This window comes from Mycobacterium sp. AMU20-3851 (genome assembly GCF_043974665.1).
Classification (GTDB): Bacteria; Actinomycetota; Actinomycetes; order Mycobacteriales; family Mycobacteriaceae; genus Mycobacterium.
Window position 1 is genome coordinate 4,038,349 of sequence record NZ_CP146371.1, and the last position, 15,103, is coordinate 4,053,451.

Genomic DNA, 15,103 nt, shown 5'->3' on the forward strand with positions numbered 1-15,103 from the left:
ACGCGTGTCAGTACGCGCTGCGTGCAGGCGGTGGCGGTGTCGCGGGCGTCTGGGGTGCCGGCGCGGGCGCCGCCCCGGGCAGTACCGGCAGCGTGATCGGTGGAAGCAACCCGTTCGGGCCGTCCGGATCGATGACCGTCGTGGTGGGCGGAGTCACCTCCGCGGGGACCGGGGTCTCCTGTCCGGGCACCGGCGTGTCGGTCGGTTCCGTCGGGGTCGTCGGCGTGGTGGTCGTCGGCGGCGCCACAGTGGTGGTCGTCGTCGGCGTGGTGGTGGTCGGCGTCGTCGTGCGCGTCCATTCCTGCACCTGGGTGCGCGGCACCCAGGTGTACTCGGGGTCGGGCACGAAGCCGGGCGGCACCGTCTGGGTGGCCGGGGCAGGCTCCGGCGGCGGCGGTTTGTAGGTGTCGTACAGCCAGGCGGTGAGGAAGAACGCGACGATCAGCACGAGGGTCGACGCGCGCATCCGGCCGCCCAGCACATACGCGGGCCAGCGCTTCTCGGCGTCGCTGGGCCGCCGCGAGATCAGCCTCATTCGCGGACCTCGGAGTTGGCCGCAAGCGAGGTGGACTCGGCCTTGGAGACGATGCCGGCCCGGGCCAGCGCCGCGATCACCATCAGCCGCAGCTGCCGGCCGACCTCGAACTGCTTACCGGGCAGGGTGCGGGCCACCATCCGCAGGTTGACGGTGTCCAGCTCGAGGGTCTCCACCCCCATCAGCTGCGGCTGGTCCAGCAGCAGATCGCTCATCTGCGGGTTCTTCATGGCGTTCACGCACACCGCGTGCAGCAGTTCGTTGACGGCGTTGAGGTCCGCCGTGGTCGGCACCGGGATGTCCACCACGGCGCGGGCCCAGTCCTTGGACAGGTTCAGCGACTTCATGATTTGCCCGTTGGGGATGGTGAAGACCTCACCGTCGCTGGTGCGCAGTTTGGTGATCCGCAGCGTGACGTCCTCGACGGTGCCGGTCGCGTCGTTGGACGCGCCGAGGGTCAGCGTCACCAGGTCACCGAAGCCGTACTGCTTCTCGGTGATGATGAAGAACCCGGACAGCAGGTCCTGCACGATGCGCTGCGCACCGAAACCCAGCGCGGCGCCGAGCACCGCGGCCGGCGCCACCAGCGAGCCCAGCGGGATGGCCAGGATGTCGGTGATCTGCAGCAGGACCACGACACAGATCAGCGCGATCGTCACCCAGGAGATCACCGAGGCCACCGCCTGCCGGTGCTTGGCGGTCTCGGTGCGCACCAGCGCGTCGCTCTCCTGGAAGTCGGCGTCGATACGCCGGCTGATGCGCTGGGCCGCCCAGTTGACGAACCGCGCGAGCAGGACCGCCAGGATCACGAGCATGACGATGCGCAGGCCGCGCGTGATGATCCACTCGCCGATGTCCCCGCGCCAGAACCCCTGCCAGCGGTCGGCCACCGACAGGGCGAGCACGCGGCTACTCGTCGTCATCTTTCCTGTTCCGCCATCGGATGCCGGCCTCCAGGAAACCGTCGATGTCGCCGTCGAGCACCGCGGCCGGGCTACCCACCTCGTATTCGGTGCGCAGATCCTTGACCATCTGGTACGGGTGCAGCACGTAGGACCGCATCTGGTTGCCCCAGGAGCTGCCGCCGTCGCCCTTGAGCGCGTCCATCTCGGCGCGCTCCTCCAGCCGCTTGCGCTCCAGCAGCTTGGCCTGCAGCACCCGCATGGCCGACACCTTGTTCTGCAGCTGGGACTTCTCGTTCTGACAGGTCACGACGATGCCGGTCGGGATGTGGGTCAGCCGGACCGCCGAGTCGGTGGTGTTGACCGACTGCCCGCCCGGACCGCTGGACCGGTAGACGTCGACACGCAGATCACCCTCGGGAATTTCTATGTGGTCCGTTGTTTCTACGACCGGCAGCACCTCGACGTCGGCGAACGACGTCTGGCGCCGGCTCTGGTTGTCGAACGGGCTGATCCGCACCAGCCGGTGGGTGCCCTGCTCGACCGAGAGGGTGCCGTAGGCGTACGGGGCGTGCACGGCGAAGGTGGCGCTCTTGATGCCGGCCTCCTCCGCGTAGGAGGTGTCGAACACCTCGACGGGGTACTTGTGGGCCTCCGCCCAGCGGATGTACATCCGCATCAGCATCTCGGCCCAGTCCGCGGCGTCGACGCCGCCGGCGCCGGACCGGATGGTGACGACGGCCTCGCGCTCGTCGTACTCACCGGAGAGCAGGGTGCGCACCTCCATGGCCGCGATGTCCTCGCGCAGCTTGTCCAGCTCGGCGTCGGCTTCGGCTTTCTCGTCCGCGCCACCCTCCTCGGCGGCGAGTTCGTAGAGCACCGGCAGATCGTCGATGCGCTGGCGCAGTTCCTCCACGCGGCGCAGTTCGTTCTGGGCGTGCGACAACTCGCTGGTGACCTTTTGCGCGTGCGTCTGGTCGTTCCACAGGTTGGGGTCCGCGGCTTCGGCCTCCAGCGTTTCGATGCGGCCGCGCAGACCCTCGACATCGAGCACCCGCTCCACGGTCGTCAACGTGGTGTCGAGGGCGGCGATATCTGCAAGACGGTCTGGATCCACGATTGTTGAGGTTACCGGCCGCTTCTCCGGACTCCGCCCTCGATCGGCCCACCGCAGCTAGCATCGGGTGCGGTAACCCCTCCGGTGACGTCGCGACAGCCCCTTGCGCGCCGCCGGGCAGCCTAAAGAAAAGGCTCCAGATGCGCCCGTACCACGTGGCGATCGTCGGCTCGGGCCCGTCCGGGTTCTTCGCCGCCGCTTCGCTGTTGAAGAACGACCGCGACTTCCGGGTCGACATGATCGAGATGCTGCCCACCCCCTGGGGGCTGGTGCGCTCCGGGGTGGCACCGGACCACCCGAAGATCAAATCGATCAGCGCGCAGTTCGAGAAGATCGCCGCCGACCCGCACTTCCGGTTCTTCGGCAACGTCACCATCGGCGAGCATGTGCAGGCCGCCGAGCTGGCCGAGCGCTACGACGCGGTGATCTACGCGATCGGCGCGCAGGCCGACCGGGTGCTCGGCATCCCGGGTGAGGACCTGCCGGGCAGCGTGTCGGCCGTCGACTTCGTCGGCTGGTACAACGCGCACCCGCACTTCGGGACGATGGCGCCGAACCTGACCGCCGACCGCGCGGTGGTGATCGGCAACGGCAACGTGGCCCTCGATGTGGCGCGCATCCTGATCAGCGACCCGGAGATGCTGGCACAGACCGACATCGCGGATCACGCGTTGGACCTGCTGGGCCCGCGCGGGGTCCGCGAGGTGATCGTGGTGGGCCGGCGCGGTCCCCTGCAGGCCCCGTTCACCACGCTGGAACTGCGCGAGCTCGGGCACATGGAGCAGATGGCCGAGGTGGACGTGGTGGTCGAGCGCGCCGACTTCGACGCCATCAGCGACGACGATCTGGAGGCGGCGGACAAGACCGTCCGGCAGAACATCAAGGTGCTGCGCGAGTACGCGGAGAACGAGCCGGCCGGGGCCACCCGCCGGGTGGTGTTCCGGTTCGCCACCTCCCCGATCGAGATCCGCGGGGACGGCCGGGTGGAGTCGATCGTGTTGGGACGCAACGAGCTGGTCGACGAGGGCGGCCGGGTGATCGCCAAGGACACCGGTGAACGCGAGGAGCTTCCCGTGCAGCTGGTGGTGCGCGCGGTCGGCTACAAGGGCGTGGCCACCCCGGGCCTGCCGTTCGACGAGCGTTCCGGCACCATCCCGCACACCGACGGCCGGGTCGACGGCAGCCGCAACGAGTACGTCGTCGGCTGGATCAAGCGCGGCCCGTCCGGCGTCATCGGCAGCAATAAGAAGGACTCCGCGGACACCGTGGACACCCTGCTCGCCGATTTGGGCGAGCCCAGGTTCGACGAGGACCACGCCGAGGAGCTCGCGCAGTGGCTGCTCTCGCGTCAGCCGAAGCTGGTGACCGACGCGCACTGGCAGCGCATCGACGCCCACGAGCGCGCCGTCGGCGACGCCCAGCACCGTCCCCGGGTCAAGATCAGCAATCTCGAGGAGATGCTGGGGATCGCGCACGGCTGACTTCTTTGCGCGCGCCTCGCCGCGAGATTGCAGATATCGACGCCGCCACTCGCACTTCCGCGCGATGAGTGCAATGTCGCGGAGGTTGTCGGTGCCGCTGGGCAGCATCACCCCATGGGGGAGCTGATTGTCGGTAGCCACGCACGTGCCGCGGGGATCGTGACCGAGCATGACCTACGCCGCTGGTATGACCGCGTCCACCGCGACATCTACGCGCCACGTGGCCACCGACTCACGCTGGCCGAATACATCCACGGGGCGTACCTGCGTTCCGGGGGTACGGGCGTCGTCGCCGGAGTCGCTGCATCGGCCCTGCTCGGCGCGGAGTGGGTCGACGACAACATCCCCGTCGAATTGATCTGGAACGTCAGCCGCGCTCCCGCCGGGATCATCGTGCGGCGCGATCGCATCGCCGCCGATGAGATCACCGTGCACATGGGACTTCCTGTGACGACGCCGGAACGCACCGCCTTCGACATGGGTCGGTATCTCGAACGTCGCGAGGCCCTCGCCCGACTGGATGCGCTTGCGCGCGTGACACGGTGCCGGCCCGACGACGTTCTGGCACTCGCCGAACGCTATCGGGGCGCCCGCGGGGTCAAACAGGTGCGATCACTGGTTCCACTGGTCGATCGCGGAGCCGAATCACCACGCGAATCTCGGCTGCGACTGCTTTACCTCGACGCCGGATTCCCGGAACTCCGCACCCAGATCCAGATATTCGACGGGTTACGTCCCCTGCGCAAACTCGACATGGGCTGGGAGCAATTCATGGTCGCCGCGGAGTACGACGGTGGCCAGCACCAGACCGACCGGTATCAGTACCTGAAGGACCTGCGCGTGATCCCGCAGCTGGAGCGGATGGGTTGGACGGTGCTGCGGGTGGTCAAGGAACAGAGCGACGGGGAGATCCTGGTGCAGGCGTATCGGGCGCTGGTCGCCCACGGCTGGGACGGAAAACTGCGCACACCCCATCGGTCCGTAGCCCGACTTGTCGCGAGATTGCCGTTATCGAGGACCGCACTCGAACTTTCCCGCGATAACCGCAAACTCGCGGGATAGCAGCGCCGCGCTCTCAGTTGGCGGGCGGGTAGTTCGGGGGTGGCGGCGGGTAGTCGGGCGGCGGCGCATCCAGCGGCGCGAAGCCCCACTTGTCCGGGTTCTTCGTGGAGTAGACGACGTCGATCAGCTGGCCCATGGTCGGCCACTGGTTCACGTCGACAATCATCCGCTGGTAGACGACGTGCTCGTTGACCGTCGGGCCGTTGATCACGCCGCTGATCGTGACGAACTGCTCACCGACCTCGTCGGGACGCGGGCTCACCCCGGTTACCAGCAGCGTGCCGGGCGCCATGTCCGCCCCCATCCGACCACCGCCCTGGCGCTTCCGGATCCAGGGCATCGCTATCAGGACCAGCGCGCCCACCAACAACAGCACCATCGCGAATTCGATCACGCTGCCATGGTAGGACTGCGGGCATGAGCGATGTTTCCGATGACCTGGCCCTGGCCCTCCGGCTCGCCGATCGGGCCGATGAGTTGACCATGGCCCGGTTCGGCGCATTGGACCTTCGCGTCGAGACCAAACCGGACCTCACCCCGGTCACCGACGCCGACAAGGGCGCCGAGGAGACGTTGCGCGCCGCCCTCGCCGAGGCCCGCCCCGACGACGCGGTGTTCGGCGAAGAATTCGGCGGCACAGTGTCTTCCACCGGCCGCCAATGGGTGCTCGACCCGATCGACGGCACCAAGAACTTCGTCCGCGGCGTCCCGGTGTGGTGCACGCTGATCGCCCTGATCTCCGACGGCGTGCCGGTGATCGGGGTGGTGAGTGCGCCCGCGCTCGGCCGCCGCTGGTGGGCCGGGCACGGGCTGGGCGCGCACACCTCGTTCGGCGGGACGACCCGGCGCATCCAGGTGTCCGGCGTCAGTGATCTGGCCTCGGCCAGCCTGTCGTACTCGGATCTGACCACCGGCTGGGACGACCGGCGCGAGCAGTTCGTCGCCCTCACCGACGCGGTGTGGCGGGTGCGGGCCTACGGCGACTTCTGGTCCTACTGCCTGGTTGCCGAGGGCGCGGTCGACATCGCGTGCGAACCGGAGGTCAAGGTCTGGGACATCGCCCCGCTGGACATCCTGATCCGGGAGGCCGGCGGCTCGTTCACCAGCATCGACGGTGAGCCCGGCCCGCACGGCGGCAGCGCGCTGGCCACAAACGGCCACCTCCACGACCAGGTGCGGGCCCGCCTGGCACCGCTGTGAACTTGGTAACAGGATCGGTCTATCTTACTCAGGAGTAAGATACGGTCATGGCGCATTGCCCCCACCAAAAGAGGCTGCTGACATGACTCAGATCGAATCCCGTCCACGGCGCACCGGGCCCGAGAGCGCCGTCGGGTTGCAGAAGCACAAGCGGACAGCGACCGATATCGCCCTGGCGCTGATCACCCCCCTCGTCGGCCAGGAAGTCCTGGACCGCTACGGCCTGCGCGACCCGCTCAACAAGGGCATCCGGTACGGCGTCAAGACCGCGTTCTCCGCCGCCGGCGCCACCACCCGCCAGTTCAAGCGCATCCAGAACCTCGGTGGCGGCTCGCCCACCCGGCTCGCTCCGCGGCCGTCGGACTACTTCGACCTCACCCCCGACGACGACCAGAAGATGATCGTCGAGACGGTCAGCGAATTCGCCGACGAGATCCTGCGCCCGGCCGCCTACGACGCCGACGCCGCCGCGAGCTACCCGGCCGATCTGATCGCCAAGGCCGCCGAGATCGGCGTCACCGCGCTGAACATCCCGGAGAACTTCGACGGCATCGCCGAGCACCGCAGCACTGTCACCGGGGCGCTGGTCGCCGAGGCACTCGCCTACGGAGACATGGGATTGGCGCTGCCGATCCTGGCCCCGGCCGGCGTCGCCGCGGCACTGACGCACTGGGGCAGCGCCGAACAGCAAGGCACCTACCTGCCCGAGTTCGCCGGTGAAAACGTGCCGCAGGCAAGCGTTCTCATCGCCGAACCGCATGCGCTGTTCGACCCCACCGCGCTGAAGACCACCGCGGTCCGCACCCCGGGCGGATACCGGCTCTCCGGGGTGAAGTCGTTGGTCCCCGCCGCCGGAGCCGCCGAACTGTTCATCGTCGCCGCCCAACTCAACGGCAAGCCCGCACTTTTCGTGGTGGAGGCCTCCTCCGAGGGCCTCACCGTCGAGGCCGACCCGTCGATGGGTGTGCGGGGCGCCGCGTTGGGCAAGGTCGCCCTCGACAATGTCGCCGTGCCCCTGCACAACCGGCTCGGCGAACAGGACCGCTCCGACCAGGACTACGCCCAGGATTTCTCTGAGGCGATCGCCTACTCCCGATTGGGTTGGGCCGCACTGGCCGTCGGCACCTCACACGCGGTGCTCGACTACGTCATGCCCTACATCAAGGAGCGTGAGGCGTTCGGCGAGCCGATCGCCAACCGGCAGGCCGTCGCGTTCATGACCGCCAACATGGCCATCGAACTGGACGGGCTGCGACTGATCACGCTGCGGGGCGCGTCGCGCGCCGAGCAGGGCCTGACGTTCGCCCGGGAAGCCGCGCTGGCCAAGCGGATCGCCGCCGACAAGGGCATGCAGATCGGGCTGGACGGGGTGCAGTTGCTCGGCGGTCACGGTTACACCAAGGAACACCCGGTCGAGCGCTGGTACCGCGATCTGCGGGTCCTCGGCGTCGCCGAAGGTGTCGTCGTCCTTTAACAGCGGCGTCCTCTAAGCCATCACAGAAACGGAAAACCCAGTCATGGCAATCAATCTGGAACTGCCCCGCAAACTGCAGGCGGTCGTCGAGAAGGGCCACCAGGGCGCCGCGGAGATGCTCCGGCCGATCTCGCGCAAGTACGACCTCGCCGAGCACGCCTACCCGGTCGAGCTGGACACCCTGGCCAACCTGTTCGAGGGTTTGCAGGAGGCCAACACCATCTCGTTCGCCGGCGCCGATGCATTCGGTGGGCGCGACGATGACACCAAGAAGACAAACGTGAACGGCGCCAACATGTCCGCGCTGCTCAACGCCCTGGAAGTCAGCTGGGGTGACATCGCCCTGCTGCTGTCCATCCCCTACCAGGGTCTCGGTAACGCGGCCATTTCCAGCGTGGCCACCAAGGACCAGCTGGAGCGATTCGGCAAGGTGTGGGCCGCAATGGCGATCACCGAGCCCAGCTTCGGGTCCGATTCCGCGGCGGTGTCCACCACCGCGGTGCTCGACGGCGACGAGTACGTCATCAACGGCGAGAAGATCTTCGTCACCGCCGGGTCGCGCGCCACCCACATCGTGGTGTGGGCGACGGTGGACAAGTCACTGGGGCGTGCAGCCATCAAATCGTTCGTGGTCCCGCGCGAGCACCCCGGCGTCACCGTGGAGCGCCTCGAGCACAAGCTGGGCATCAAGGCCTCCGACACCGCGGTGATCCGCTTCGAGAACGCCCGCATCCCGAAGGAGAACCTGCTCGGTGATCCGGAAGTCAAGGTGGACAAGGGGTTCGGCGGGGTCATGGAGACCTTCGACAACACCCGGCCGATCGTGGCGGCCATGGCCGTCGGCGTCGCCCGGGCCGCCCTCGAGGAGCTGCGGGTGATCCTCACCGAGGCCGGCATCGAGATCTCCTACGACAAACCCGCCCACGCGCAGAGCGCCCCCGCAGCGGAATTCCTTCGCATGGAGGCCGATTGGGAGTCGGGGTACCTGCTGACGGTGCGGTCGGCCTGGCAGGCCGACAACAAGATCCCGAACTCCAAGGAAGCCTCGATGGGCAAGGCCAAGGCCGCCCGGGTGGCCAGCGACATCACCTTGAAGGCCGTGGAGATGGCGGGCACCGTCGGCTACTCCGAGCAGACCCTGCTGGAGAAGTGGGCCCGCGATTCGAAGATCCTCGACATCTTCGAGGGCACCCAGCAGATCCAGCTGCTGGTGGTGGCCCGCCGGTTGCTGGGGCTGTCCTCCGCCCAGCTGAAATGAGACTTCGGTGAGGTGGCGCCGACCGGGGGGCCGGCACCACCTCACCGATCCCCGGGGGGCTCCCGCGTAGCGAACACAAAAACGAGTAGTCCCCTACTCTATGGTCGCGGCCCACCGGCGCACAGACTCCGATCATGGAGCTACTCGGCGAACACGCGGTGGTCTTGGGCGCAAGCATCGGCGGTCTGCTGGCCGCCCGGGTACTGGCCGACCACTACCGCGACGTCACCATCGTCGAACGCGATGTGCTGACCGATCTGCCGGCCGCGCGCCGCGGTGTCCCGCAGGGCCGGCACGGCCACGTGCTGCTGGCCCGCAGCTCGCAGGTGCTCGCCGAACTGTTCCCAGGATTCGCCGACGAACTCGCCGCCGACGGTGTGCCCTCGTTGTCCGGCGGAGACATGTCGCGGATCCGGCTGTCGATCAACGGCCACCCGATCGCCCAGACCGATCTGCCGGTGCCCGACGATTCGACGCTGCATTTCCCGAGCCGTCCCCTGCTGGAACGCAACATCAGCCGACGGGTCCAGGCTCTGCCGAACGTGACCGTGCTCGACGGCCACGACGTCGCCGAGCTGACCGCGACCGCCGACGGCGCCCGCGTCACCGGGGTGCGGGTGTCCCACCGGGTGCACGCCACCGAGAGCACCATCCACGCCGACCTGGTCGTCGACGCCACCGGGCGGGGCTCACGGACCCCGACCTTCCTCGACGAACTGGGCTACGGGCGACCGCCGGAAGACGAGCTCGTCGTCAAACTCGTCTACGCCAGCCAGCTGCTGCACATCCCGGCCGGCACGCTGCCCGAGACGTTCTTCGCCTACTTCCCCGCCCCCGGGCGGCCCAAGACCTGGACGCTGGTCCGCTACGAGAACGACGCCTGGATGATGACGCTGGGTTCGATGGCCGGCCGGCCCGCGCCGGCCAACCGGGACCAGATGCTCACGTGGGGTGACGGATTCGTCGCCGAACATGCCCTCGCCGCGACACGGGCGGCGACCCCGCTCAGCGACGTCGAGCACTACCGGGTGCCGTCGAACCGGTGGCGGCGCTACGACAAGATGAAGCGGTTCCCGCAGGGGTTGCTGGTGTTCGGGGACGCGGTCTGCAGCTTCAACCCGATCTACGGGCAGGGCATGACGCTGGCGGCGATCGAATCGACGCTGCTGAGTGAATGCCTGCGCCACGGCGACCAGGGGCTGCCGCAGCGCTTCTTCCACGCCGCGGCGGCCAAACTACGGGTGGCATGGCAGACCGCCGTCGGTTCGGACCTGACGCTGCCGGAGGTGGCCGGGCCCCGTCCGCTGTCGATGCGACTGTCCAACGCCTACCTCGACTGGGTGATGACGGCCGCCGAATCCGACCCGACCACCGCGGTCCAGCTGTTGCGGGTGACCGGAATGCTTGATTCCCCGTTGCGTCTGCTCCGACCCGCCTTCGTGGGTCGCGTATCGCGGGTCAATGGGATAGGGCGCGGGCCGCGATCAGAGGGGAATCGCGGCCCGCGTCCATTCCCGTCCGGCGTCGCTCGGGTCGGCCGCAACTGAGCTGTGGGCAGCAGACAAGAAATCCCCCGGGGCAAAAGCCCCGGGGGATTTCTTGTGGTCCGTACTTAGATCAGGACGCGCTGCAGATCGGGCAGCATGGCCTGCAGTTCCCGTCCCCAGTACGCCCAGTTGTGCGTGCCGTTGTTCGGGAAGTTGAACACACCGTTGCTACCGCCCGCGGCCAGGTAGTTGTCGCGGAAGGTGATGTTGGTGCGGATGGTCAGATCCTCGAGGAAGGTCGCGGGCAGATCGCCGCCACCGAGCTCGTTGGGGGTGCCGTTACCGCAGTAGACCCAGAGGCGGGTGTTGTTCGCCACCAGCGTCGGGATGTTGACCATCGGGTCGTTGCGCTTCCAGCCGCTGTTCGGGTCCTCGGTCTTGCCCCACATGTCGTCGGCCTTGAAGCCGCCGGCGTCACCCATGGAGATGTTGATCAGGAACGGCCACCAGCCCTCGGAGGGGTTCAGGAAGCCCGACATCGAGCCGGCGTAGATGAACTGCCCGGGGTGCCAGGTCGCCAGGTTCAGCGCGGCCGAGCCGGCCATCGACAGACCGATGGCGGCGCTGCCGGTGGGCTTGACGGCCCGGTTCGCCTGCAGGTAGGCCGGCAGCTCCTGGGTCAGGAACGTCTCCCACTTGTAGGTGACGGTCGGGCCCTTGTTACGGGCCGGCGCGTACCAGTCGGCGTAGAAGCTCGACTGGCCACCGACGGGCATGACAACCGACAGGCCACTGTCGAGGAACCACTCGAAGGCCTGGGTGTTGATGTCCCAGCCACTGAAGTCTTCCTGCGCACGCAGGCCATCCAGCAGGTACACGGCCGGCGAGTTCTCGCCACCGCTCTGGAACTGGATCTTGATATCGCGGCCCATACCGGCGGACGGAACCATCAGGTATTCCACCGGCAGGCCGGGACGGGAGAAGGCACCAGCGGTGGCCGTCTCACCTGCAACTGCGATCGCGCCCGGCACGACCAGCGCGGCCGCGGCGGCGGCCCCGATCCGGCGCATCCACCGGCCAACAACGTTCTGCATCAAATTCAATCCCAACTCTGTATCGTCACGGTCCCGCCCGACCCTGGTGTTGGTGGACCCAACACCCAGAGATACCGCAGTGCCTCTTTGCACTGCGGTATCCGCGTCCGCTCGCCGATTCGGATCGTGGAGCGGACCGAGAATTCAGTTGTCCGACTTGCAGTAAAACACGCAGTCAGGGGCTACAGAAAGTCCGGGGGGCGGGCGCGTCGCCGTAGGCTGCCCCTCATGTCGCCCGCCCGATCCTCGTCCGGCAGCCGCCTGACCATTGACGATTGGCTCCAGGCCGGTTATGCGCTCCTCGCCGAGGAGGGCATAAAAACGCTCAAAATCGATCGTTTGTGCGCCCGCCTGAAGGTCACCAAGGGCAGCTTCTACTGGCACTTCGACGGCATGCCGAGCTACCGGGCGGCGCTGGTGCAGGGCTGGCGGGATCTGCGCGACGAGGACCGCAGCCAGATCGAGGCCCTCGGTGGGCTCCCGCCGCGCGAGCGGCTGGCTCAGATGATGGCCTCCCTCGTCAGCCCGCGGCACTGGACGCTGGAACGCGCGATGCGCGAGTGGGCACGCACCGACGACACCGTCGCCGAGAGTGTGCGGGCCGCTGACCGGCGGATACTGGCCGCGGTACGCGCCGCGTTGGAGGACTACGGGTTCGACGCCGAGGACGCCGAGCTGCGGGCGAATGCGACGTTCGCGATGGGTATCGGTTTTCTCCACCTCTCCGGCCAGACACCGAACCCGCGGCAGACCGCACAGAGCGAGCGTTACCTCGACCTCATGCTCATCCGCTGACCCGCTTCCATACTAAAAAGTATGGTAGCTTCGGCGGTATGCAGACGATCGACACCTCCGCCCTGGTGACCGACGACTTCGTGGCCGCGCTGGCCCAGCGTGCCCCCGAGGCCGAGCAACTGCGCCGGCTGCCCGAGGCCACCGTCGCCGAGCTGACCGGTTCCGGGTTCACCGACCTGCTGAAGCCGGCACGCTACGGCGGGCTGGAGGCGCCGTTCCCCGCCCTGCTGGACCCGGTGCGCCGGATGGCCCACGGCTGCACCTCGAGTGCCTGGACCATCGGCTTCCTCGCACTGCACAACTGGTTCCTGGCGCTGTTCAGCGAGCAGGCCCAGGAGGAGGCCTTCGCCGGCGGCCCGTTCCTGGCGCCGGCCCCGCTGGCCCCCACCGGCCGCGGCCTGCCCGCCGAGGGCGGCGTCCGGATCACCGGGCGCTGGTCCTGGGCCACCGGCGTCATGCACGGCAACTGGGTCTTCGTGGCCGCGCTGTGCGGCCCGGACGACGGCATCTACCCCGCGCTGGCCCTGCTGCCGATCGAGGACGTCAGCGTCGAGGACGTCTGGCACACCGATGGCATGCGGGCCACCGGCTCCAACGACGTCGTCGCCACCGATGTGTTCGTGCCGGCGCACCGGCTGGTGAACGTGCTCGACATCTACTCGGGCACCGCACCCGGCACCGCCCTGCACGCCAGCGCCACCTACCGCTGGCCGATGGTGCCCGCACTGGCGCTACTGGCCGCGATGCCCGCCCTCGGCAGCGCCGAGCGGGTCACCGAGATCTACGCGGAGCGTCTGGCCGAGCGGGTGCTGGCCTACGAGGGCGTGATGCAGAGGGACAAGCCGATCGCCCAGGCCCACCTGGCCGGCGCGCAGGTCCGGTTGCGCGCCCTGAACGCACTGCTGGGCGACACCGTCGGACAGATAGAAGCGATCGTGGCCGCCGGGGACCCGGTGACCAAGCCGGTCCGCGCGCAGGCGCGGCTGGCGGCCGCGCACATCGTGGCCGAGTCCAAGGGCGTCATCGCCGAGCTGATGGGCGCCGGCGGGGCCAGCATCCACTTTCTGTCCAGCCCGATGCAGCGGTTCAAGCGCGATGTCGACGTGCTGTCCGGGCACGTCGTGTTCGACTACGACACCAGCCGGGAACTGGCCGGCGCGCTGGCCCTGGGGTGCAAGATCCCGTTCACCTCGATGATCTGAGGAATCCTCAGTTCGGCGGCCCGGGTAGGTTCGCCGCGTCGTCGCGGCGGATCAGCATCTGGGTCTCGGTCAGTTCCTCGATGCTGGCCCAGCCGTTGATCCGGCCGATCCCGCTCTGCTTGACCCCGCCGAACGGGGTGGTGTGGTCCGATGCCCCGGCGGCGTGCACGTTGATGAACACGGTGCCCGCCTCGATGCCGCGGGCCACCGCGAACGCATGATCGTCGTCGCGGGACCAGACCGACGCGGCCAGACCGTATTCGGAGTCATTGGCCAGCGCGACGGCCTGCTCCTCGGTGTCGAACGGCAGAATCGGCAGCACCGGGCCGAACTGTTCGGCGGCCACCAACCGGGACTGCTGCGGGATGCCGGTGACCAGATGCGGCAGCAGGAAATGCCCGTGCTCCCATCCGGCCGGATCGAGCTTGCGCCCCAATTCGGTGACGGTGCCGCCGATCTCGACGCTGTCCCGCACCAGGTCCCGGACCCGGTCCACGGCGGCCGTGCTGATCAGCGGGCCGATGGAGCTGGCCGGGTCCAGCCCGTCGCCGACGACGAGTTGATCGGTGACCGCGGCCAGGGCGTCGACCAGATCGCGGAAGTGGCTGCGGTGCACGTAGATCCGTTTGATGGCGAAGCACACCTGACCCGAGCAGGTGAACGCCGAGTTGCGCAGCGCGGTGACCAGCGCATCGTCGACGACCGCCGATTCCAGCACCAGCGCCGGATCGTTGCCGCCGAGTTCCAGTCCGACACCGGTGATCGAGCCCGCCGCCGCGCGCATCACCTCGCGTCCGCTCGCGGTGCCGCCGGTGAACATGATGCGGCGCACCCCGGGGTGGGCGGCCAGCGCATGACCGGCCTGCGCTCCGTCACCGGGCACCACGTTGATCACCCCGTCGGGCAGCGCGGCCGCCACCGCTCCCAGCACCGCGGTCAGGGCCAGCGGCGCCAGCTCCGACGGTTTGACGACGACGGTGTTCCCGGCCGCCAGCGCGGGGGCAATGGCATTGAACGCCAACAACACCGGGTAGTTCCACGGCACGATGACGGCCACCACTCCGACCGGGCGGCGGCGCCGGACGAACCGACCGCGCTCGTCGTCGACGATCTGCTCCTCGGCCACCCGCTCGACCAGCCGCCGGCATTCGCGCAGCAGATAGGGCGCCCCGGCGAGGTCGACCATCGACTCCCACAGCACCTTGCCCTGCTCACCGGTGAGCAGCCGGGCCCGGTTCTCGAAGTCCTCCAACGCCGCCGCGGCGGCCGCCTTGAGCGCATCGCGACGCTCGGCCACCGACAGTGCCGCCCACGCCGGCGCCGCGTCGTCGGCGGCGCGCACCGCCCGGTCCACCAGGTCGGCGTCGGCAAGCGCGGACTCCCCCACGATGTCGCGGGCGCGGGCCGGATTGTGGACCGGATGCATCGGGCTGTCGACCGTGCGACCGCCGATCAGGACGTGCGCGTCATTCCCCACAGACCCGAACGTACCTTAA

14 protein-coding genes are annotated in these 15,103 nt (G+C 68.6%); 8 read left to right on the forward strand and 6 right to left on the reverse strand.

The genetic code is table 11. The annotated features are described in order from the left end of the window. Positions 1-7 precede the first annotated feature (7 nt). From V4U86_RS19395 to prfB, 3 genes are read right to left on the reverse strand one after another with little or no spacing between them, the layout of a single operon-like run. On the reverse strand, positions 8-535 hold the full coding sequence (locus tag V4U86_RS19395; RefSeq protein ID WP_395307559.1) for a hypothetical protein: 528 nt from the start codon (positions 533-535) through the stop codon (positions 8-10). Then, positions 532-1,458: a mechanosensitive ion channel family protein gene (locus V4U86_RS19400; RefSeq protein ID WP_395307560.1), complete on the reverse strand. Its 927-nt coding sequence runs from the start codon at positions 1,456-1,458 to the stop codon at positions 532-534. The genes V4U86_RS19395 and V4U86_RS19400 overlap by 4 nt, the downstream gene beginning before the upstream one ends. Next, entirely contained in the window at positions 1,445-2,554 is a 1,110-nt protein-coding gene (gene prfB / locus V4U86_RS19405) for a peptide chain release factor 2 (protein ID WP_395307561.1), read from the reverse strand. The genes V4U86_RS19400 and prfB overlap by 14 nt, the downstream gene beginning before the upstream one ends. A gap of 140 nt (positions 2,555-2,694) precedes the next feature. Between prfB and V4U86_RS19410 the strand changes: the two genes are divergently transcribed. Continuing rightward, entirely contained in the window at positions 2,695-4,035 is a 1,341-nt protein-coding gene (locus tag V4U86_RS19410; protein WP_395307562.1) for an FAD-dependent oxidoreductase, read from the forward strand. Positions 4,036-4,149: 114 nt separating this feature from the next. Then, positions 4,150-5,097: a hypothetical protein gene (locus V4U86_RS19415; protein WP_395307563.1), complete on the forward strand. Its 948-nt coding sequence runs from the start codon at positions 4,150-4,152 to the stop codon at positions 5,095-5,097. Between the two features lie 13 nt (positions 5,098-5,110). Here the strand turns inward: V4U86_RS19415 and V4U86_RS19420 are convergent, their stop codons facing one another. Further along, positions 5,111-5,491: a hypothetical protein gene (locus V4U86_RS19420; RefSeq protein ID WP_395307564.1), complete on the reverse strand. Its 381-nt coding sequence runs from the start codon at positions 5,489-5,491 to the stop codon at positions 5,111-5,113. Positions 5,492-5,514: 23 nt separating this feature from the next. On the opposite strand from V4U86_RS19420, the gene hisN reads away from it, so the two are divergent. The 4 genes from hisN to V4U86_RS19440 all read left to right on the forward strand — a co-directional run bounded on the left by hisN (position 5,515) and on the right by V4U86_RS19440 (position 10,576). Further along, the gene (hisN, locus tag V4U86_RS19425) at positions 5,515-6,297 is read left to right on the forward strand and encodes a histidinol-phosphatase (RefSeq protein ID WP_395307565.1); all 783 of its coding nucleotides are present in this window, start codon (positions 5,515-5,517) and stop codon (positions 6,295-6,297) included. Positions 6,298-6,379: 82 nt separating this feature from the next. Continuing rightward, entirely contained in the window at positions 6,380-7,771 is a 1,392-nt protein-coding gene (locus V4U86_RS19430) for an acyl-CoA dehydrogenase family protein (protein ID WP_395307566.1), read from the forward strand. Between the two features lie 43 nt (positions 7,772-7,814). Then, positions 7,815-9,029, forward strand: a complete 1,215-nt coding sequence (locus tag V4U86_RS19435) for an acyl-CoA dehydrogenase family protein (RefSeq protein ID WP_395307567.1) — start codon at positions 7,815-7,817, stop codon at positions 9,027-9,029. A 134-nt stretch (positions 9,030-9,163) separates the two neighbouring features. Continuing rightward, the gene (locus V4U86_RS19440) at positions 9,164-10,576 is read left to right on the forward strand and encodes an FAD-dependent oxidoreductase (RefSeq protein ID WP_395307568.1); all 1,413 of its coding nucleotides are present in this window, start codon (positions 9,164-9,166) and stop codon (positions 10,574-10,576) included. Positions 10,577-10,641: 65 nt separating this feature from the next. Here V4U86_RS19440 and V4U86_RS19445 read toward each other — a convergent pair whose 3' ends face one another. Continuing rightward, entirely contained in the window at positions 10,642-11,610 is a 969-nt protein-coding gene (locus V4U86_RS19445) for an esterase family protein (protein ID WP_395307569.1), read from the reverse strand. 228 nt (positions 11,611-11,838) lie between these two features. On the opposite strand from V4U86_RS19445, the gene V4U86_RS19450 reads away from it, so the two are divergent. Both V4U86_RS19450 and V4U86_RS19455 read left to right on the forward strand, forming a co-directional pair. Beyond that, complete coding sequence (locus V4U86_RS19450; RefSeq protein WP_395307570.1) at positions 11,839-12,405, forward strand: TetR/AcrR family transcriptional regulator; 567 nt, start codon at positions 11,839-11,841, stop codon at positions 12,403-12,405. A gap of 38 nt (positions 12,406-12,443) precedes the next feature. Next, positions 12,444-13,607, forward strand: a complete 1,164-nt coding sequence (locus tag V4U86_RS19455; protein WP_395307571.1) for an acyl-CoA dehydrogenase — start codon at positions 12,444-12,446, stop codon at positions 13,605-13,607. A gap of 7 nt (positions 13,608-13,614) precedes the next feature. Here V4U86_RS19455 and V4U86_RS19460 read toward each other — a convergent pair whose 3' ends face one another. Beyond that, positions 13,615-15,084, reverse strand: coding sequence for an aldehyde dehydrogenase family protein (locus V4U86_RS19460; RefSeq protein WP_395307572.1), 1,470 nt, complete (start codon positions 15,082-15,084; stop codon positions 13,615-13,617). Between the last annotated feature and the right edge of the window lie 19 nt (positions 15,085-15,103).